This is a genomic window from Ochrobactrum sp. 19YEA23, from assembly GCF_029909865.1.
GTDB classification, from domain to species: domain Bacteria; phylum Pseudomonadota; class Alphaproteobacteria; order Rhizobiales; family Rhizobiaceae; genus Brucella; species Brucella gambitense.
Map to the genome: position 1 here is coordinate 189,652 of NZ_JASAMQ010000005.1, position 18,785 is coordinate 208,436.

Genomic DNA, 18,785 nt, shown 5'->3' on the forward strand with positions numbered 1-18,785 from the left:
GTGTCCCAAACAGGAGGCACCGTTTCACACGACGCCTCCCATTGGAAATATATTTATTTCTGGGTGGGTGCCGTAGTCTCTGCGCTCGCCGTTGTTTGCGGCTTTTCCATTTTGGTAGAAGATTGCGCACTATGGTAAGGGCAGTCTGCCATCGCAGCCGTAACCGACAGAGCGAGGACAGCGGTCGTCACAAATACGACTTTCATGCCTGTCTCCATTCAAGGTTAGTTTCGTGGGGCATTACATCGAGAACTGTAGCAAATGCTGTTTGCCTTGTCTCATCACTTCCGGCGCGCTCGGCTTTAATATGTTTTAGTCTCGGGGAAGTTGTCGTGCGCCCCATTCACTTTCGGGAATGGCGTGGCCGATGGCATAGCTGAAGGACTGGATCGACATCGCGTCGGCATCGACCTGACATTTGAAGTCCACGCCATACCATTGGGCGCGGCTGCGAAACGCGCCATTGCTGACCGTCAGCCCGGTGTTGGAAACCGAACCTCCGGCGCGCGCCAGCATGTCGGGGAAAGCGCCCGGTTGCTGACGGCGGATCTGTTCGAGCGCTTCAATACTGCAAATCTGGATGACGCGATCCGTCGGCGAGAGTTTGCCCAGCGCCTGTTTCACGCGCGGGTCGGACAGGGCATCCTTCGAGTAAAGCCTGCGCGCCTGTTTGAAATTTTCAGCCTTTTGCTCCGAAACGGCCTTGGCGGCTGGCTTTTCCTGTTCCGGCTTTGGCTGCGGAACGGGCGGGTTCTCGACAGCTGGCGCTGCGGCTCCGTTGGTGTCATCGACATTTGAAGATTGAGCGCTCAGCTCCGCCGCTTCCTGCTTCTCTTCCTGCGGCTGTTCGTTCTTGGCCTCGGCAGTTGCAGGCGGAACTTCGTCGGGCTTTTCGTTTGCTTCCGGTGCCGCTGGTGGAACGTCCGGCTGCTCCGGCGTCTCATCCTTGGGGTCGTTGGAAGCGGACTCAAAGGCAAGCTTCTGGGCTTGCGCCTGCGGTGGCGCAGGGGCGGGCGTGTCCTGGTCCTGTTTGGGTTTTTCTTCGGCGGGCGGTGGTGGGGGAACAAGCTCTACATTGACGCTCTGTTCCTGCGCTGTCGGTAATTCCGGCAAGCGGACGAGCAGAACAAAGGCCAGCAACAGATGCAGGACGATCGAGCTTGGAATACCCCAGCCGATTTCTGCAGATATTTTTCTGGCCAATTGCTGCATCGTTCAGACGATCAAGGATATCCAACTACACGCGCACTGTTACATGCTGTTGGTGATATCACATTGCAGCGTCAACAACAGGCCCAACAGCATGTGTTGGGCCGATTTGAGCATTTCCAGCAAAAGTGCGAAGCGGTTTTGCGCAGAATAATGCGTGAAGAAAAAGATAGAGCGGTTCCATTGATTCCACAGGTGTAGGAACCGCTCGATCTTCTGAGCCGGGATGCCAGGCATCCCGGCGAAATCTTATGCGGCTTCCAATGCCTGCTCGCATCGCAGCAGCATGCCGTAGAGATCGCGCGGCTCATCGGGGTCCGCAAGCATGTCCAGTTCAGCATAGAGACCGGTTTCTTCCAGCTTGCTGAAGACATAGCGCAGGGCAGAGAAGTCTTCGGTTGCAAAGCCAACGCTGTCAAACAGCGTGATTGCGCGATCCGATGTTCTGCCCGGCAGTTTACCCGTGATCACTTCCCACAACTCCTTGACCGGATAATCTTCCGGCAATTGCTGGATTTCGCCTTCAATGCGGGTCTGCGGCGGATACTCGACAAAAATATCCGAGCGCAGGAGAATTTCCTTGTTCAGCTCGGTCTTGCCGGGGCAATCGCCGCCAACGGCATTGATGTGAACGCCGGGGCCAACCATGTTGTCGCTCAAAATGGTGGCATATTGCTTGTCGGCGGTGACGGTCGTGATGATATCCGCACCCTCGACGGCTTCCTGCGACGAACCGCAAATAGTGACCGCAAAGCCCTTGTCGGCCAGATTGGCTGCGCAACGCTCGCTTGCCGAGCGGTCGATATCGAACAGGCGGAGATTGTCGATGCCAAGCAGCGCCTTGAAGGCCAGCGCCTGAAACTCGCTCTGCGCGCCATTGCCGATGATCGTCAGCGTTTTGGAATCCGGGCGCGCCAGATGCTTTGCGGCTACCGCCGAGGTGGCAGCTGTGCGCAAGGCGGTGAGAATGGTCATCTCGGTCAGGAGCAGCGGATAGCCGCTGTCCACATCGGAGAGAACTCCAAAGGCGGTCACGGTCTGACGGCCCGCGCGGGTGTTCTTCGGATGGCCATTCACATATTTAAAGCCATAGAGTGTGCCGTCGCTGGTCGGCATCAGTTCGATAACGCCTTCCTTGGAATGGGAGGCGACGCGCGGCGTCTTGTCGAACTGTTCCCAGCGGCGGAAGTCTTCTTCGACAACCACGGCCAGTTCCTTGAGGAAGGTTTCGACACCAACCGTCAGAACCAGCTTCATCATGTGATCGACGCTGACGAAGGGGACGATATTCAGTTTTTCATTGGTCATTTGAATGAACCTTTTTGCACAGGGCGCGAGCGCCCGATCAGCGCGCGCCGTTTCCGGTCTTCGCCGTGAGGAATTTTTCAGCGATCATCGAAACGATCTGCGGCAGAACCTCGAAGGCGTAGGGCGCGTGGACGCGCTCAAGCTTCTGGTGGAATTCGCGACCCCATGGGCCGATATTGACCACAGGGAAACGCAGCGCATTGGCGGCTGGATGATCGACGAGGCGCGACACGGGCGTGTTTTGCGACACGATATCCTGTCCAAGCGTTGCCTGACCGAGAAAGCTCATGTCGGAAATGCCCTGGAAATGTGGCTTCCAGACAAGGCTCTGATCGGGGAAGGCGGCAAAGACCCTGATGGTTTCATCAATGGCTTGCTGAAACCGGCGGTCGTTGGTTTTCGTGTCGTCGAGATGGCTTGCAGGATAATGCAGCCCGGCAAAGCCGACAACAATCGCCGGTCCGGCGAGGTGGGCCACGCCCACCAGCCATTCGGTCAGCTGGCGGCTGACGGCCAGCGGATTGTCGATGCCGGAAAGGCGCTGTTCCTGCTCGTCATAGAGGCGTTCGAAGTCGTCGCCTGCAATGTCTGCCGCCATGGCGCGCAGCTGCGTGAAGGTAACCAGCTTCGGTTCAGGCGGAGTCGCTCCGGCGCGCTTGCCGACCAGCTTGCCATAGGCTTCGGCCTGTGCGGCGAAGCGTGCAACCGCATCGACGGCGCCGGTGCGCACTTCGTCCTGAAAGCGCTTGAACAGTTCTTCGGCGGTCATGCCGTGATAGAGCCAGTTAAGCGCGATCCAGAAACGTTCCGGTGTCGTCACTTCATAGCCGTCGCGCAGGTCCTTTGCCTCAAGGCAGATGGGCGGTGGGGAAATGTCCTTTTCGTCGCGGTCGGCAAGATCCGCATTACCTTCGAAACGGGTGAGAATGCCTGCGGCCATCGCCTGTGCGCTGACGCCTTCATAAGGGTAGCTGGCATGGGAGCTGCAACCGATGACGAGTGCAAAAGGCAGAAGCTTGCCGATGGTGCCGGCATAGACGGCGCGGCCTTCGCTACCGTCGCCCTGATCGGAGGTCACGTCGAGATTGATGGCAGCCGAAATATCGAGATCGAAGTCGCGGGCAATATCCGGCAGCGCATTGCGCATGGACCGCATGCCGCGGCTTTCGCGTTCTTCATCCGGTGTGACGATCAGGACCAGATTGCCGCTGCGGTCAGGATCGGCAGCAAAGCGTTCAAGGCAGGCAATGCCGGCGGCGATGCCGCTCTTCATATCGAGCAGGCCACGACCCGGGAGGAAGTCGCCGCTGAGGAGGTCTTCCAGCGCGCGCTCTTCCTGCTGCGAGCGTGAGCGCTTGCCAAGGTCCTTGATCAGCGCCTCTTTCAGATCAATGCTATCGCAGGAGAGCGATTTCAACTCGTGATAATTGTCGGTCGCGACCGTGTCGAAGTGACCGGCAAGCACCACCGTATCACGACCCTTGCCGCGAACGAGCGCCACCACATTGTGGGTCAGCGGATCGCCATGGCTGGCAACCGTGCGGATATTCGCCGGGTTCTGCTGGAAATAGGGTATTTCCTTCAGCAGTTCGACAAAACGGCCGGAGAATTCCGCTTCGCCGGGCGTACCGGTTTCGCTGCGCCAGCCGACCATGCGAAGAGCCAGCTCTTCGACATGTTTAGCATCGATTTGGTTATGCGCCGTCGTTACGGCGCCTTGCAGGCCGTTTGAACCATTCGCAGTCATTGATCTCGTCTCCGTGGACTAGAGCGCATCCCGAAAAGTCTAAACTGTTTTCGGAAAAGAATGCGCTTCAAAACAAAATTCAGGAGCGCTGTGCGCTCTAGTGCGAAAGATGCTTTCGCAGGAAAGCGCGAGTCCGTTCCTCTTTCGGATTGGACAGCATCTGGTCGGGCGATCCCTGTTCGACCACAACGCCGCCATCCATGAACATCACATGGTCGGATACTTCAGCGGCAAAGCGCATTTCATGGGTCACGATCAGCATGGTCATGTGCTCGCTGGCGAGCTGCTTCATCACCTGATTGACTTCTTCAACCAGCTCTGGATCGAGCGCGGACGTGGCTTCATCGAAGAGCATGACCTTCGGCTGCATGGCGAGGGCGCGTGCAATTGCCACGCGCTGTTTCTGACCGCCCGACAGGCGGGCCGGATAGGCGTCGCCCTTGTCGACAAGCCCGACCTTTGCCAGCAGAGCGTTGGCGCGGTCCAGCGCTTCGGCGCGCGGCAGATGCTTGAGCCGCATTGGTCCGATCATGATGTTTTGCAGCACGGTCAGATGCGGAAACAGGTTAAACTGCTGGAAAACCATCCCCATTTCCTGACGGATATGGTTAATGTGCTTTTCGAAGGCATGGCCCTTGAGCGGCTTGTTGACCTGATTGCCATCGAGCCAGATTTCTCCGCCCGAGGTTTCTTCCAGCATGTTGATCGAGCGCAGAAGCGTACTTTTTCCCGACCCGCTGGGCCCGATGATGGATACGATCTTGCCCCGCGCAACGGTCAGGTCGATGCCCTTGAGAACTTCATGGTCGCCATAGGATTTCCGGATCTGGCGCAATTCGATCATGGGTGTCTGTGTGTTCATCGGATAGCTTCCGCTTTCTTGGCCGCTTTGCTCAATGCCCACTCCATCAGAAGATTGACGGCGTAATAGAGCACGGCGGCGACGAAATAGAATTCGAATGGACGGTAGGTTTCGCTGATGGCGCGCTGCGCATTCAAAACCAGTTCCGTGATGCCGAGGACGGAGAGCACAGCAGTATCCTTGAGCAGGATGATGCTGTTATTGCCTACCTGCGGCAGCGCGGTCAGGATCGCCTGCGGAATGATGAAATAGCGCAGCGACATGCCCCGGCTGAAGCCCAACGAACGGGCCGCTTCCATCTGGCCATTATCCACGGCCTGAAGCGAAGCGCGAAAAATATCGGCATTATAGGCGGCATAATGCATGCCAAGGCCGAAGACGCCGGTCCAGAAGGCCGGAACCATGATGCCGATCTGCGACAGACCATAATAGAGAAGATAGAGCTGGAGCAGCAGCGGCGTTCCCATGAACAGAAACACGATGCCGCGCACCGGCAGGCTGACAACCTTCGGCGCATGCAGCGTCACCAGTGCGATGACGACGCCTAGCACCACGCTAATGACACCGGCGAGGATCGTGATCAGCACCGTCCAGAGCAGGCCGATGAAGAGCAGTTCCAGATAGGAAGGAACGACCGTGAAATCGAGGCTCATGCTTCGGCCCTCCTGTCAGCGTTGAAGAAGGTTTCAAGGCCGCGAACCATCATCGAAATGATCGCTATGATGACGATGTAGGCGATGCCGGCGATCGTGAAGACTTCAAAGGGCTTGTATGTCGAGGTGACGAAACGCTGTGCGGAATAGGTCAGTTCAACCACCCCGATTGTCGAGACAAGCGCGGTGCTCTTGGTCAGGATGATCGTGTTGACGCCGAGCGAACGGATCATCAAGGGTGCTGCCTGCGGCAGAATGAAAAGCCGCATCGTGTTGAAACGTCCGAAGCCAATGCTGCGGGCGGCTTCGTTCTGTCCCTTGTCCACGGCGAGAATGGCGCCGCGTATGCCTTCCGACATATAGGCTCCGATGTTGAAGCCCATGGTGATCACACCGGCCATGAACGGGCTGAATTCCAGACCGAATTGCGGGCCGCCGAAGAAGACCAGAAAAAGCTGCACCAAAAGCGGCGTGCCACGCATGATGCTGACATAGCCTGTGGCGAACCAGCGGAACGGCTTGAAGCGCGAAAAGCGGGCAATGACCAGAACGGTTGCGACGACCAGACCGATCAAAAGCGATACGACGGTCAGCTGGACGGTGACCCAGGCAGACTGAACAATGAAGGGAAAAATCCGCTCGATAAGTGCGATATCCATCCTTCAACCTTTCTTCCCCACGGTGCTCATGGACGTGGTCCACGGAATGGCCAGAGGAACCGTGACGCTTGATCGAGCCGTCTGTCGGCGGTCAGGAAGCGGTCAGTACCAAGGCGTTTTCGGGGATCAAATTCGAAGATGGGTTGTGCGTAACAACCCATCTTCTGGAGAGGGAGATTAGCGGATATCCGCGCCGATCCACTTTTCGGAGATAGTTTTGTAGGTGCCGTCGGCCATCATGTCGTCCAGAGCCTTCTGCATGGCGGCAGCAAGTTCCGGATTGTTCTTGCGCACGGCAATGCCGATGTCGTAGCGCGGCAGCTGGTCATCCTTGACCTGCTTGATCGGCGCGTTGCTCTTGGAAATGGCAACCAGAACCGGCACGTCGTCGGCGACAACTGCATCGATACGGCCCGAACCGAGGTCAAGCAGCATTTCCGGCAGGCCCTTATAGGTACGCACGTCGTATTTGCCTTGCTCGCGGACCCACTTTTCAGAGGTTTCGCCAAGCGTCACGCCGATGGTCTTGCCTTCAAATTCCTTAAGCGAGGTGGCAGCGTCGTCCTTGCGGACGAACAGCGCCAGACCCGAACGGTAGTAAGGGCCGACAAAGGCAATGGCCTTCTTGCGCTCTTCGGTGATGCCCATCGAGCCGACGATGGTGTCGTAGCGGCCGGTGACCAGACCGGCGATAATGCCATCCCATGCGGTGGTGACGATTTCCGGCTCGACCTTCAGGCGGTGCGCGATTTCAGAGCCGACATCGACGTCGAAACCGACGACCTTGTTGGATTCATCCACAAAGCTGAAGGGAGGGAAAACGCCGGACAGGGCAATGGTCATCTTGCCGGCCTTCTGGATCTTATCCAGATCGTCGGCCTTGGCCGCGGTCATGGAAAAGCTGAGGCCGAGCGCCAGAAGCGCTGTCGAGAAAAATTTCGCGGTATTCATGTAGGTCAGTTCCCCAGTGATAGCCCCGGATATCGGGGCCGTGAAATCGCCGTTTGCACGCGCTTGTTTTCGTGACCTTGTGACCGGTCCAAGCAAAATTTGGCCCGGGATTGTCCGTGTGTTTCCATCGCGTTCGACGTCTGGAAACCACCTGGGCAATCCCCTCGGCGAAAATCAATATCTGCAATCAGATTGACAAAAAAGAACATAAAGTGATTATTTTTATAAATTACTGCCGATATAGGTAGTCTTACTTACTAAAAAGAAAGAGGGAACATGGACGACCTCGACAAGAGATTGATCACGGAACTGCGTATCAATGGCCGCGCATCGGTGCCTCAGCTGGCCGAGCTTCTGGGGGTGGCGCGTGCAACGGCCCAGAAGCGTCTCGACCGCATGGTGGCCAATGGCGACATCAAGGGTTTCACGGTCCGCGTGCGCGACGATATCGGCAAGGACCAGATCCGGGCTTTCATGCTGATCGAGATGTCAGGCTCATCGCTCAAATCGACGATCAGTGCGATCAAGCGTGTGCCGGGTCTGACGGGTCTGTTCAACACCAATGGCATGTGGGATGTGATTGCCGAACTGGAAGTGGCGACGATGTCGGAACTCAACGAGGTGATCTCGACGATCCGTTCGCTTCAGGGCGTCAGCAAAAGCGAGACCAACATCATGCTTGGCCCCGCCTGAGCCCGCTCATTTGCTTTCTGCCAGATCGGCGACCTGATCGGCATAGACCAGATAGCGAAGCGGTCCGGGTGTGACTGCGTCGAACGGGTAGCATGTAGCCAGTACGAGGTGCTTTCCTGTCGCCTGCGGGTCGATCGGCGCTTCATCCCAGCGGGCCACGGTCATATGGGTCGTGCGATAGGTAACAACTTTCCCGTCGCGGCGCGTGATGCGGATCAGGTCGTTCGGCTCGACATTTTTCAGGAAGGCGAAGTGGGTGTCGCGATGCGCGGCATAGACTGCGGTGCCCTGATTTCCAGCCTCGGGCGTATTGTCGAGGTGTCCCGGGCCGAAAGCAAGCGCCTGACCGCTCGCGCCCTTGAGCGCAATCGCGGACGTTTCCAGTCGCGGAACTTCGATCCGCGCCACCGGCCATGTATCAGCCCAGCTCCATGGCTTGACCGGAGCGCCAGTCGCGACACTCTGTGTGAAAGCGCGTTCCAGAAGGAACTGGGCGGCATAGGCCTTGGCGTGGATCCATACACCCTGACCGGCGAGGACCAGACCGCCTGCAATCAGAAGGCAGGCGAGGAGTGTGGAGAGGGAGCGCGCAAGCGCGCCCCCGTTGAAGATGGACTGGCGATTATTCATGGCTGCCTGCCTTTTCACGACGCGTGAACCAGAAGAGAAGTGCACCGACCAGCACAGCCAGCAATCCCTGAAGCATCAGAAGGGTTGCAGGTGTCGCCGTTTGCGGCAGCGGGAGGTTCGGAGAAACCGGCGACGGAGCAGCCTGCGGCTCGGCCTGACGGTTGACGCCGCTCCACTCGGCGGTTTCGCTTTCGGTTGACTGTCCGGCATTCGCATCACGGGTTGCGCCGATACCGAGCAAGGTGCGGTAGTCCCAGCCAGCAGGCAGATGCAGCGGAATATCGGCCTGGGTCAGCGGAATATTGGGGGCGCGTGACGGCGATACATCCACGGCAACAAGACTGGTCAGGCGGGTCACCAGATGATGATCGAGCGCAAGCCGCAGGATACGGGCGTCGGCTGCGTCCTGGCTGATCGAACCGAGCGTAGCTTCAACCTCTGCATCATCAATCTTGCGACGCGCCCAGATCTTGGAAATGCCTTCCGCGTTGCTGGCCTGATCGAGCGGCAGTGTCACGGTCCACGGGTGGTCGCCGATCATGCCGTTGATGGTCACTTCGCCGGTTGCCTTGCCCATGCGGGCAGCAATGACAAGCGGTTCGCCACGATAAAGGTCGGGCAGCAATGTTGGCGTGAGGCTGACATTCTTTTCGGAAAAAGTGGCCCGTATATCGGTGACGGCGGGGTTTTCCAGCTTGTCGAACAGGGCGCGCATGCGCTCGTCGACTTCCGCGGTCGAACCGATATGGGTGAAACTGCCGCGACCAAGTTCCGCGGCGCGGTTCATCAGATAGCTGTTCGGGGCCGAGCCAATGCCGACCATGAAGATGCGCGAGCGTCCACGCCGGGCGGCGATTGTATCGAGAAGCTGCTGTTCGTTGCTCACTTCGCCATCGGTCAGAAACACGATCTGACGCAGGCCCTTGCTCTGGTGGCTGTCATCGAGGGCGGCGTGCAGCGGCGGCAGCATTTCCGTGCCGCCGGAGGCTTCCAGCTGGCCGACAAAGGTGCGCGCGGCGGTGACGTTCTCGCCGGTTGCGGCAACGCTGTCCGGGAAGAACTTGGTCAAAGTGTCGTCAAAGCGGATGACATTGAAATGGTCGTTCGGTTCCAGTCGCGACAGGGCATAGTCGAGGCTGGCTTTGGCCTGCGCCATGGAGGTGCCGCCCATCGAACCCGAATTGTCGATCACGAAGACAATCTCGCGACCGGTCTTTTTGGACGAAGCCAGAACCGGCGGTGTGACATAGGCAAGCACATAGTCATCCTTGCCGACCTGCTCACGAAACAGACCGACGGTTGGCGTATTGCTTGCCGCAGCGCCCCATTCGAGCACGAAGTCGCGGTCGGCAATGGCATCGCCCTGCAAGGTGATCTGGCGCGCCTCGCCATTCAGCCTATCGATCTTGACGGGGTGATAGAGGCTCTTCAGATCATCGACCGGGAAACCGGCATCCAGCTTGATTGCAAGCGTAACCGGATTGGTCCGCGTGCTGTCCGGTCCGGTCAGTGACGTATGGATAGGCGCATCATCGGTGGTCTGCGCGGTGATGGTGGCGGACTGTCCCCAGCCGCCTTTCAGTTCTGCGCGCTGGTCAATGGCTGCCTTGTCCTGCGGATTGTAGCGCGGCGCAACGACCAGCGGCACGCGCAGCGAAAAGCGGTTATCGGCCAGACGAACGGCCTGCTGATATTCGATCTGCACGACGACCTTTTCATGCGGGCCGATATTGGCAACGGCATTTGTGAAGACGTTAGGCCGCTGCTGCTCAACCAATGCGGCTTTTTTGCCCTCGCTGCGGGCCTGCTCGTAAATGGCGCGTGCGGCCTGTTTTTCCTTGATGTCGGCCACGACAACGCGATTGCCGATAATCATTTTCAACGAGTAAACCGCGCTATCTTCGGGCAGTGGAAACACATAGAGCGCTTCAACCCAACCATTGGTGGGGTTTTCGAAAGCCTGGGTAAGACGCGCCCGTGCTGTTGGGCCGCTGACAGTGATGTCCACATCGGTGGCAAGCCGGGGGGCCTCGACATATTGCCCGGCCTGTTCAGTCTGCATCAGCAGGCTGCCCGATTCCACCTCATTCGGCGTCACGAAAGCGGTTGTTTCCGCGCGCGCCTGCAAGGGGTGAAACAAGGCGAAGATCACGGCCAGCACGGGGAGCAGGATCGCGTTCCCGAACCATAGAAGCTGGCAGAAGCGGACGAGAAAATTTCGCCGATCCCTTTGATGTGAAACAGTGATTGCGGTGTGCATGACAAGCTCCCTTCCTCTGTGGAGTAACTGGAGCGATTGTCTGCAAGGCGCTGTTTCCTCGCCAGCGTCAGCTTTGACCTCTTTCGTCCGCATCTTGCCGCAAACCGTCTTGCCGCTGGCGGACATGTGTGGAATTGTGAAAGAAAGTACGCAATCAGGAAAACAGCGCATGGTCCACGGGGACCCTTATCTGTCGGAAAATCAAAGCAGTAGCGTTGCGGCGCGGGTTCGCGAGGAAATCGCACGGCGGCGTATTTCGCGCCAGCGACTCGCGGATGATGCGCGGATCAGCCTTTCAACGCTGGAAAAAGCGCTGTCGGGGCATCGTCCTTTCACGCTTGCCACCATCATCCGGCTTGAACAGGCGATGGGCGTAGCCCTTCGCGAGTCGGTGGGGGCACAGGCGCCGAAGGCTGGTGACGCCACCGAGCGCGCTGTCGCAAACGGCTACGGAAGCGGCCATGCGCCCGAGGAACTGGGGGCCTATTCGCGACCAGCTGTTTCGTGGCTGGAGGGAACCTATCTGACCCTGCGCCCGTCCTTCGGCGATCCCGATGCGATCTTCGCCTATTGCACGGAAATTGTCTGGGACGATGAAGGCACGCGGCTGCGGTTTCGCGAACGTGAGCGCACCGACGCTTCCTTTTCGCAGCACGGTTCAATATCCGTTCCGCATTTGTCAGGGCACATCTATCTCGTGACCAACACATCCGGGCAGTATCGGATGGTGGTTCTGTCCCGCCCCAGCATCACGGGCGAGATGTTCGGCCTGCTGACCACATTACGCGCAGGGCAGGGCGCACAGCTGACGCCGGTTTCGACGCCGCTGGTGCTTCTGCCGCTATCGACCTTTACGGAACCTACTTTCGGGCGTGTCGCCAGAGGCGGCGATCATTACAGTGCTTATTCGGCCATATTGGGCAAAGTGCTGGGTGATAATTACGCTGCCTTTGTCAGCCAAAGCTGACAACACTCTATTCGCTTGAACGCCTCCCCGTCTTGTGCCAGCATTCAGACGGAGGAGGATGGTTATGGTGTCGACACTGTCGCACATCAAGGAGATTGAGCGCGTCGCCATGGGCGGGGCCTCGGATCGCGATCGCCCTGTTATTCAATCCTGGCTGCGCTGCCTCAATGATTATCGGCTTAATCCCGCCCAGACGCAGGAAGCCTATATTGTGCCCGACACATTGCTGCGGGAGCATCGCGAGCAGTCGGAAGAACTCATCCGCATCGGGCGCACCGGCCTCGAAGCGCTGTTCAGGCAAGTCGCCGATCAAAGCTATGTCCTGCTGCTGTCGGATGCGCGTGGCGTCACTGTCGAATTCATGGGCGACCCCACATTCGACAATCAACTGCGCAAGGCGGGTCTCTATCTCGGATCGGAATGGTCGGAAGATCGCGCGGGAACCTGCGCTGTCGGGGCCTGCATGGTTTCCGGCAAGCCTGTCATCATCCACCAGGATGACCATTTCGACGCCTGCCATATCGGCTTGACCTGCACGGCAGCGCCCATTTTCGATACGTTTGGCGATCTTTCGGCGGTGCTCGATATTTCGCAACTGCGCTCGCCGACTGCGAAAACCAGCCAGCAGCTGGCGCTGCATCTGGTTGCCTCGACGGCGCGGCGGATCGAGCTTGCCAATCTGATGACCCGGGCCCGCGAGGATTGGGTTCTGCGTCTGGCGCGCTTGCCGGATTTTCTGGATGTCGATCCCGATGCCGCAATGACGATTGACGGTAACGGCATGATCACCGGCATGACACATGGCGGTTTCGGCGCTGTTGCGCGCGGCATGAATCTCAGTACGGTCTCGACGAGGGACTTCATCGGGAAACCGATCTCCAGCGTCTTCGATATCGATATTGATCAGCTTCCGGCACTGATGCGCGGACGGCCCAATGGTGAGCGTCTGCTCCGCGCGCGCAACGGTCTGGCGCTTTTTGCAAGCGCCATTGCGCCTGTCAGCAGTTTCCGCGCTCCTGCGACCAGCGTCTCCGTGCGATTGCCTGCGGCCTTGCGCCAGTTGAGTTTTGGCGACCCGGCCATGGAGGCACTACAGGCCCGTGCGGCCAAACTGGCGGACCGTCATATCCCCATTCTCATCAAGGGCGAAACCGGCAGCGGCAAGGAATATCTGGCGCGCGCTATTCATGACAGCAACGCCAAACCTGGCCCGTTCATCGCGGTCAATTGTGCGGCAATACCGGAACAGCTGATCGAATCCGAATTATTCGGTTATGTGCCCGGCGCTTTTACCGGTGCCATGCAGAAGGGAAAGACGGGGCTTATCGAGGCGGCCAATGGCGGCACACTGTTTTTGGATGAGATCGGCGACATGCCGCTTGCGCTCCAAAGCCGCCTGCTTCGGGTTCTGTCCGAGAGCGAAATCCAGCCTGTCGGCGCTTTGAAACCGAAGCCGGTCAAGTTCCGGCTTTTGTCGGCATCGCATCGCGATCTGGCTGCGCTGGCTGCCGAAGGGCGTTTTCGCGAAGATCTGCTCTATAGGCTCAATGCCGCGACACTGACTTTGCCGTCGCTGCGCCAGAGGCAGGATTTCGACAATCTCGTCGATTACCTTTTGCGCGGTATCGGCGAAGATGAGGGCGAGACGATCACGCTTGATCGCGCCGCGAGAAAGGTACTGGCGGGCTATGGCTGGCCGGGAAATCTGCGCGAACTCGACAATACGTTGCGTGTTGCAGCCGCAATTGCAACAGATGCAACAATCACCATCGACTGCCTGCCCGAACATTTTCAGGCCGAAATCGCCATGGGAAATGGCCACACGGATCAGCAAGCCCTGCGCCGTGAGCTTGACGCATGCGGCAACAATATTTCCGCGTTGGCGCGAAAACTCGGCGTTAATCGGTCGACGATCCATCGCCGTTTGAAGCAGACGCACTGACGACGCAACAGTTGCAACAGCTGTTGCATCAACCCTGTTGCGTCGGTTCCTTCCACAAATTTATCTTTAAATAAAATGACGACGAAACAATGGCTTAGAACATAAGCCGCAACTGGCACGCGGCTTGCTTTTTCCTCCAGTGACGCAATTGGAGGAGAAATATATGCGTGCGTTGCGCTTTTATGCTGCCAAGGATCTGCGCGTTGAAGACGTGCCGGCGCCAGCCGATCTTTGCGCAGATCAGGTTCTGATTGAAAACCGCTTTTGCGGCATCTGCGGGACCGATCTGCACGAATATGCCTATGGTCCGATTTTCATTCCGACTGAACCGCATCCCTTCACCAAGGCAAGTGGGCCTCAGATTTTGGGCCATGAATTTGGCGGCTTGGTCAAAGCCGTGGGGGCCGATGTTCACCATGTGAAGGTGGGCGACCGCGTGTCCGTGCAGCCGCTCATCATGCCACGGGCTGGCGACTATTTTGCTGATCGCGGGCTTCATCACCTGAGCACGAGTCTGGCGCTCGCTGGCTTGTCTTGGCATTCGGGCGGTATGGCCCAACAGGCCCTGCTCAACAGCTATAATGTACAGCCAATCCCCGACGACCTCAGCGATGAAGAGGCGGCGCTGATCGAGCCAACGGCAGTTGCGGTTTACGCCTGCGACCGTGGCGGCGTGACGGCTGGCAACAGCGTGCTTGTCACTGGCGCTGGTCCCATCGGCATTCTGGTGGCGATGGCTGCTCGGGCTGCGGGCGCGTCGCAGATATTCCTGTCGGATCTCAACGAGACCCGCTTGCAGCTCGCACGCGAAAAGCTGGGTGACATTCGTACCATCAATCCGAAGTCGGAAAATGTTGGCGATGTGGTCCGGGCCGAAACGGAAGGCAATGTCGGCTGCGACGTGGCAATTGAATGCGTTGGCAATGAACATGCTCTGAAGAACTGCACCGATGCCGTTCGCAAGCAGGGCGTGGTGGTGCAGACCGGCCTTCACCCGCATGAAAACCCGCTCAACTGGTTCGATGTCACGTTCAAGGATATCGATATTCGCGGTTCCTGGGCCTATCCCACCCATTACTGGCCGCGTGTCGCAAGGCTGATTGCAAGTGGCCAAATCCCGGCGAAAAAGATCGTTACCAAGACAATCGCGTTGGAGGACGCTGTTGCCGAAGGTTTCGACCGCTTGCTCGATCCGGCGGGTACGCAGCTCAAAATTCTGATCGATCTCAAAAGGTAACGCATTTCGCTGCCGGGCTTGGGAGAGCCCGGCGTCAATATCTAAGGGAGGAAATTGCAATGCTTGAGAAAACACCAAATGTCCGCGTGCAGGCCTTTCTCGACAAGTTCGGCGCAGCACTTGAAGCGGGCCGGATCGATGAAGCGGTTTCGATGTTTGCCGATGATTGCTACTGGCGCGATCTGGTCGCCTTCACCTGGAACATCAAGACTGTGGAGGGTCATGATCAGGTGCGCGATATGCTGCAATCGCAATTGCAGCTTGTGAAGCCGACCAAATGGCTCGTCGCAGCGGGGGAAACGGCGACAGAAGCCGATGGCGTCACCGAAAGCTGGATCTCGTTCGAGACAGAAGTCGCGCGCGGTTACGGTCTCATTCGGCTGAAGGGTGGCAAGATATGGACCCTTCTCACCGCCATGTCGGAACTGAAAGGTCACGAAGAAAAGTCCGGCTTTACCCGCCCGTTAGGCGCGAAGCACGGTCGGGATCTTGGCGCCAAGACTTGGAAGGAAGAGCAGGAGGAGGAAGCCCGCACACTCGGCTATGACAAGCAGCCCTATGTGCTGGTGATCGGCGGCGGGCAGGGCGGTATTGCGCTCGGCGCACGCCTGCGTCAGCTTGGCGTGCCAACGATCATCGTCGAGCGCAACGAACGTCCAGGCGATTCATGGCGCAAGCGCTACAAGTCGCTCTGCCTGCATGATCCGGTCTGGTATGATCATCTGCCCTATATCGACTTCCCGAAAAACTGGCCGGTCTTTGCGCCGAAGGACAAGATTGGCGACTGGCTGGAATTCTACACCAAGGTGATGGAGCTGAATTACTGGACACGCTCCACGGTCAAATCTGCGCAGTGGAACGAGGACAAGAAGGAATGGTCTGTCGTTGTGGACCGGGACGGCGAGGAAGTCATTCTGCGTCCAAAGCAACTGGTCTTCGCAACCGGCATGTCGGGCAAGGCGAATATTCCGAGCGTCAAAGGGCAGGACCGCTTCAAGGGCGAGCAGCAGCATTCGTCCCGCCACCCGGGGCCGGACGGTTACAAAGGCAAGAAGGTCGTTGTCATCGGGTCGAACAATTCGGCGCATGATATTTGCGCAGCGCTTTGCGAAGCGGGTGTGGATGTGACCATGGTGCAGCGCTCATCGACGCATATTGTTCGCTCCGAACCGCTGATGAAGCACGGGCTTGGCGCGCTTTATTCGGAAGAGGCTTTGCAAAACGGTGTCACCACTGCCAAGGCCGACCTGATCTTCGCGTCGCTGCCTTATCGCATCATGCACGAGTTCCAGAAGCCCATCTATGACAAGATCCGCGAGATCGATGCCGATTTCTATGCAGCGCTTGAAAAGGCCGGCTTCCAGCTGGATTTCGGCTCTGACGGTTCGGGCCTGTTCCTCAAATATCTGCGGCGCGGCTCCGGCTATTATATCGATATCGGCGCTTCGCAGCTCATCATCGACGGCAAGATCAAGCTTGCCTCGGGGCAGATTGATGAGATCACCGAAAATTCGGTTCGGATCGCCAACGGGACCGAGCTGCCTGCCGATCTGATCGTCTATGCGACGGGCTATGGTTCGATGAATGGCTGGGTTGCGGATATCATCGATCAGGAGACAGCGGACAAGGTCGGCAAGGTCTGGGGTCTCGGGTCAGAAACGCCCAAGGACCCGGGTCCGTGGGAAGGCGAACAGCGCAATATGTGGAAGCCGACGCAGCAGGAGGCGCTGTGGTTCCACGGCGGCAACCTGCATCAGTCGCGGCATTATTCGCAATATTTGTCGCTGCAACTGAAGGCTCGCATGGAGGGCATTGATACGCCGGTCTATGAATTGCAGGCGGTTCATCACCTGCGTTGAAGCACATCGCAAATTGCCTTGCCCGGTCGGTTGATCGGGCGGGGCTTTGTTCAAACACCGATGGCCCTGTTTGCGGTTGCGCGGATTGCCGCGCTCAGCGCGCGCAGCGCAGCTTTTGCCTGCTGATCGTGAACACTGGTGTAGAGCAGAACATCACGCGATGGCAGCGGGGGCAGACCCGCCTGCGGCCCGATATCGATGGTTCCTGCTGGTGCAACCCGGCGGCCCAACGCCGCGACGGCCAGTCCGGCTGAAGCGGCTGCACCGACCGTCATGACGCCGCCGCCAACGAAGGCCTCCGTCCACGGAATATGCGCTGCGTCAAGCGCATCTGTCGCCATGCTGCGCACATTGCAAGGCGCTGCCTGCGTTGCCAGACGCAAGGGTTCACCCTTGCGATATTCAAAATCGGGCGTGGCCATCCACCCGAAGGTTTCTTCCAGTATTTTCTCGCCATCGCGCCGGGTGTTGTCATGGCGCAGTACAATGGCCGCGTCGAGAAGACCGCGCTCGAAATCTGCGAGCGTATCCCTTGAGGTCGCTATTCGCATTTCCAGCACAAGGCCGGGCTCGGCACTGCCCAGACGCTTCAGCAACAAAGGCAGCTCCGCACCGACGATATGATGACTGATGCCGACGACCAGATGGCGAGGATCGAGGTCGAAACAGGCGATGGCCTCTTCATGCGCTGCCACCAGTGCGCGGGCACGTGGCAAGAAGGCGTCGCCGTCCGCGGAAAGGCGAACGAGCCTTGGCGTGCGCTCCAAAAGCTTGCGTCCGATGCCGTCTTCGAGACGCTTGATCTTCAGACTCACAGCGGCTTGTGTGGTGTTGAGCGCCTCCGCCGCGCGGGTGAAGCTGCGAAGCTCGGCGGTCAGAACGAAGGCGCGGGCGGCCTCGATATCCAGTCCCTTCATGGCTATACCATTTCAATCTGTTATCATTGAAACATCCAATGATATTCTATTCAAATGTTCGGTCGATGGCTACCTTTCTTTGCAGGATGCACGAAATGCAAGGACAAGGGTCATGATCATTGCCAATTACGGCCACCGGCTGCCATCGAACTACGATATCAATCTGATCCGGGAACGGGCGCGCGAGCGCGGGAAACTATGGGATTCCACGCCGAGGTTGCTTTTCAAGGCTTTCCTCCTGCGTGAAAGCGGGGCGCTGGGCGCGACGGCCAATCACTATTCCTCGCTCTATCTCTGGCAGGACGATGCAGGCTTTCGCGATTTTCTCATATCGGGCGCTTACAAGACTGTGACGGACAGCTTTGGACGCGCGGATATTGCGACTGCCTTCGCACTTGATGCTCGTAAGGGTGCGGCACGGGAAGCGCGCTTCCTCCATAAGGAAGAGATTGCCGTTCCGGTCGATAGCGAGCTTACCGATGTGATCGCCGCGGAGATCGAGCGCAATCGTCTGTTGTCCGGGCAGGCGGCAACTGTGGCCTCAGCCGTGGGGCTGGACCCGCTCAGCTGGAAACTGACGCGTGTGCTGGTCTCGTCGGAACGACCAGAACCGACCGGCCAAGGCACTGCCTTCGAAGTTCTGCATTTTGCTCGCCCACTTCTGGAGACATTGCCGGGAGCAGACGTGTGATGAAGAGGCAGAACGATGATGCGGATGCAGTTTCCGCAACGCAGATATTGCTGGCCCATTGCGCGGGCATTCTTGCGACAGCCCTTCTGCTGCTGGCCTTGGCTTTCGCGCTCGTTCCTATCGGTACGGCTCTGATGCCTGTGTGATCCGAACCAGACACCGCTCACATGCACAAAAAATGGCCGGAGCTTGCGCCCCGG

At 58.4% G+C, this 18,785-nt stretch carries 19 protein-coding genes; 7 read left to right on the plus strand and 12 right to left on the minus strand.

All coding sequences use genetic code 11. From position 1 onward, the window contains the following. Positions 1-53: 53 nt before the first annotated feature. The 9 genes from QBD01_RS14775 to QBD01_RS14815 all read right to left on the minus strand — a co-directional run bounded on the left by QBD01_RS14775 (position 54) and on the right by QBD01_RS14815 (position 7,389). The gene (locus tag QBD01_RS14775; protein WP_280993421.1) at positions 54-206 is read right to left on the minus strand and encodes a hypothetical protein; all 153 of its coding nucleotides are present in this window, start codon (positions 204-206) and stop codon (positions 54-56) included. A 106-nt stretch (positions 207-312) separates the two neighbouring features. After that, a complete protein-coding gene (locus QBD01_RS14780; RefSeq protein ID WP_280993422.1) occupies positions 313-1,212 on the minus strand; it encodes a DUF930 domain-containing protein in 900 nt (299 codons plus the stop codon). Positions 1,213-1,251: 39 nt separating this feature from the next. After that, positions 1,252-1,446: a hypothetical protein gene (locus tag QBD01_RS14785; protein ID WP_280993588.1), complete on the minus strand. Its 195-nt coding sequence runs from the start codon at positions 1,444-1,446 to the stop codon at positions 1,252-1,254. A gap of 12 nt (positions 1,447-1,458) precedes the next feature. Further along, entirely contained in the window at positions 1,459-2,517 is a 1,059-nt protein-coding gene (locus QBD01_RS14790; protein ID WP_280993423.1) for an ornithine cyclodeaminase, read from the minus strand. A gap of 37 nt (positions 2,518-2,554) precedes the next feature. Then, on the minus strand, positions 2,555-4,264 hold the full coding sequence (locus QBD01_RS14795; RefSeq protein ID WP_280993424.1) for a M20/M25/M40 family metallo-hydrolase: 1,710 nt from the start codon (positions 4,262-4,264) through the stop codon (positions 2,555-2,557). A gap of 97 nt (positions 4,265-4,361) precedes the next feature. Next, positions 4,362-5,126 (minus strand): amino acid ABC transporter ATP-binding protein, encoded by a 765-nt coding sequence (locus QBD01_RS14800; RefSeq protein WP_280993425.1) that lies wholly within the window; start codon positions 5,124-5,126, stop codon positions 4,362-4,364. Beyond that, positions 5,123-5,779, minus strand: coding sequence for an amino acid ABC transporter permease (locus tag QBD01_RS14805; RefSeq protein WP_280993426.1), 657 nt, complete (start codon positions 5,777-5,779; stop codon positions 5,123-5,125). Before QBD01_RS14805 ends, QBD01_RS14800 begins: the two co-directional genes overlap by 4 nt. Further along, on the minus strand, positions 5,776-6,438 hold the full coding sequence (locus QBD01_RS14810) for an amino acid ABC transporter permease (protein ID WP_280993427.1): 663 nt from the start codon (positions 6,436-6,438) through the stop codon (positions 5,776-5,778). Before QBD01_RS14810 ends, QBD01_RS14805 begins: the two co-directional genes overlap by 4 nt. Positions 6,439-6,615: 177 nt before the next feature. Then, complete coding sequence (locus tag QBD01_RS14815; RefSeq protein ID WP_280993428.1) at positions 6,616-7,389, minus strand: ABC transporter substrate-binding protein; 774 nt, start codon at positions 7,387-7,389, stop codon at positions 6,616-6,618. A 276-nt stretch (positions 7,390-7,665) separates the two neighbouring features. Between QBD01_RS14815 and QBD01_RS14820 the strand changes: the two genes are divergently transcribed. Beyond that, positions 7,666-8,082, plus strand: coding sequence for an Lrp/AsnC family transcriptional regulator (locus QBD01_RS14820; RefSeq protein WP_280993429.1), 417 nt, complete (start codon positions 7,666-7,668; stop codon positions 8,080-8,082). 6 nt (positions 8,083-8,088) lie between these two features. Here QBD01_RS14820 and QBD01_RS14825 read toward each other — a convergent pair whose 3' ends face one another. Together QBD01_RS14825 and QBD01_RS14830 are read right to left on the minus strand one after the other, a co-directional pair. Further along, positions 8,089-8,712 (minus strand): class GN sortase, encoded by a 624-nt coding sequence (locus tag QBD01_RS14825; RefSeq protein WP_280993430.1) that lies wholly within the window; start codon positions 8,710-8,712, stop codon positions 8,089-8,091. Then, positions 8,705-10,972 carry a marine proteobacterial sortase target protein gene (locus QBD01_RS14830; RefSeq protein WP_280993431.1) on the minus strand — a complete coding sequence of 756 codons (2,268 nt, stop codon included), beginning with the start codon at positions 10,970-10,972 and terminating at the stop codon, positions 8,705-8,707. The genes QBD01_RS14825 and QBD01_RS14830 overlap by 8 nt, the downstream gene beginning before the upstream one ends. A 169-nt stretch (positions 10,973-11,141) precedes the next feature. On the opposite strand from QBD01_RS14830, the gene QBD01_RS14835 reads away from it, so the two are divergent. The 4 genes from QBD01_RS14835 (at position 11,142) to QBD01_RS14850 (ending at position 16,977) form a co-directional block, all read left to right on the plus strand. Beyond that, complete coding sequence (locus tag QBD01_RS14835; protein ID WP_280993432.1) at positions 11,142-11,939, plus strand: helix-turn-helix transcriptional regulator; 798 nt, start codon at positions 11,142-11,144, stop codon at positions 11,937-11,939. 64 nt (positions 11,940-12,003) lie between these two features. Then, positions 12,004-13,881, plus strand: a complete 1,878-nt coding sequence (locus tag QBD01_RS14840; protein WP_280993433.1) for a sigma-54-dependent Fis family transcriptional regulator — start codon at positions 12,004-12,006, stop codon at positions 13,879-13,881. A gap of 163 nt (positions 13,882-14,044) precedes the next feature. Next, positions 14,045-15,118 (plus strand): 2,3-butanediol dehydrogenase, encoded by a 1,074-nt coding sequence (locus tag QBD01_RS14845; protein WP_280993434.1) that lies wholly within the window; start codon positions 14,045-14,047, stop codon positions 15,116-15,118. Positions 15,119-15,177: 59 nt separating this feature from the next. Continuing rightward, positions 15,178-16,977: an NAD(P)/FAD-dependent oxidoreductase gene (locus tag QBD01_RS14850; RefSeq protein WP_280993435.1), complete on the plus strand. Its 1,800-nt coding sequence runs from the start codon at positions 15,178-15,180 to the stop codon at positions 16,975-16,977. Between the two features lie 50 nt (positions 16,978-17,027). On the opposite strand, the gene QBD01_RS14855 is transcribed toward QBD01_RS14850, so the two are convergent. Then, the gene (locus tag QBD01_RS14855) at positions 17,028-17,894 is read right to left on the minus strand and encodes a LysR family transcriptional regulator (RefSeq protein WP_280993436.1); all 867 of its coding nucleotides are present in this window, start codon (positions 17,892-17,894) and stop codon (positions 17,028-17,030) included. Positions 17,895-18,006: 112 nt separating this feature from the next. On the opposite strand from QBD01_RS14855, the gene QBD01_RS14860 reads away from it, so the two are divergent. Continuing rightward, positions 18,007-18,585, plus strand: coding sequence for a DUF4865 family protein (locus QBD01_RS14860; RefSeq protein ID WP_280993437.1), 579 nt, complete (start codon positions 18,007-18,009; stop codon positions 18,583-18,585). Further along, a complete protein-coding gene (locus QBD01_RS14865; RefSeq protein WP_280993438.1) occupies positions 18,585-18,731 on the plus strand; it encodes a hypothetical protein in 147 nt (48 codons plus the stop codon). Before QBD01_RS14860 ends, QBD01_RS14865 begins: the two co-directional genes overlap by 1 nt. Positions 18,732-18,785 lie beyond the last annotated feature (54 nt).

What these genes read in the sequence shown, in the direction of transcription:
- QBD01_RS14775 (WP_280993421.1), bottom strand. Translation starts at nt 206, where the DNA reads ATGAAAGTCGTATTTGTGACGACCGCTGTCCTCGCTCTGTCGGTTACG.
- QBD01_RS14805 (WP_280993426.1), bottom strand. Translation starts at nt 5,779, where the DNA reads ATGAGCCTCGATTTCACGGTCGTTCCTTCCTATCTGGAACTGCTCTTC.
- QBD01_RS14825 (WP_280993430.1), bottom strand. Translation starts at nt 8,712, where the DNA reads ATGAATAATCGCCAGTCCATCTTCAACGGGGGCGCGCTTGCGCGCTCC.
- QBD01_RS14800 (WP_280993425.1), bottom strand. Translation starts at nt 5,126, where the DNA reads ATGAACACACAGACACCCATGATCGAATTGCGCCAGATCCGGAAATCC.
- QBD01_RS14815 (WP_280993428.1), bottom strand. Translation starts at nt 7,389, where the DNA reads ATGAATACCGCGAAATTTTTCTCGACAGCGCTTCTGGCGCTCGGCCTC.
- QBD01_RS14850 (WP_280993435.1), top strand. Translation starts at nt 15,178, where the DNA reads ATGCTTGAGAAAACACCAAATGTCCGCGTGCAGGCCTTTCTCGACAAG.
- QBD01_RS14810 (WP_280993427.1), bottom strand. Translation starts at nt 6,438, where the DNA reads ATGGATATCGCACTTATCGAGCGGATTTTTCCCTTCATTGTTCAGTCT.
- QBD01_RS14785 (WP_280993588.1), bottom strand. Translation starts at nt 1,446, where the DNA reads ATGCCTGGCATCCCGGCTCAGAAGATCGAGCGGTTCCTACACCTGTGG.
- QBD01_RS14845 (WP_280993434.1), top strand. Translation starts at nt 14,045, where the DNA reads ATGCGTGCGTTGCGCTTTTATGCTGCCAAGGATCTGCGCGTTGAAGAC.
- QBD01_RS14840 (WP_280993433.1), top strand. Translation starts at nt 12,004, where the DNA reads ATGGTGTCGACACTGTCGCACATCAAGGAGATTGAGCGCGTCGCCATG.
- QBD01_RS14855 (WP_280993436.1), bottom strand. Translation starts at nt 17,894, where the DNA reads ATGAAGGGACTGGATATCGAGGCCGCCCGCGCCTTCGTTCTGACCGCC.
- QBD01_RS14835 (WP_280993432.1), top strand. Translation starts at nt 11,142, where the DNA reads ATGGTCCACGGGGACCCTTATCTGTCGGAAAATCAAAGCAGTAGCGTT.
- QBD01_RS14795 (WP_280993424.1), bottom strand. Translation starts at nt 4,264, where the DNA reads ATGACTGCGAATGGTTCAAACGGCCTGCAAGGCGCCGTAACGACGGCG.
- QBD01_RS14780 (WP_280993422.1), bottom strand. Translation starts at nt 1,212, where the DNA reads ATGCAGCAATTGGCCAGAAAAATATCTGCAGAAATCGGCTGGGGTATT.
- QBD01_RS14860 (WP_280993437.1), top strand. Translation starts at nt 18,007, where the DNA reads ATGATCATTGCCAATTACGGCCACCGGCTGCCATCGAACTACGATATC.
- QBD01_RS14790 (WP_280993423.1), bottom strand. Translation starts at nt 2,517, where the DNA reads ATGACCAATGAAAAACTGAATATCGTCCCCTTCGTCAGCGTCGATCAC.
- QBD01_RS14830 (WP_280993431.1), bottom strand. Translation starts at nt 10,972, where the DNA reads ATGCACACCGCAATCACTGTTTCACATCAAAGGGATCGGCGAAATTTT.
- QBD01_RS14820 (WP_280993429.1), top strand. Translation starts at nt 7,666, where the DNA reads ATGGACGACCTCGACAAGAGATTGATCACGGAACTGCGTATCAATGGC.
- QBD01_RS14865 (WP_280993438.1), top strand. Translation starts at nt 18,585, where the DNA reads ATGAAGAGGCAGAACGATGATGCGGATGCAGTTTCCGCAACGCAGATA.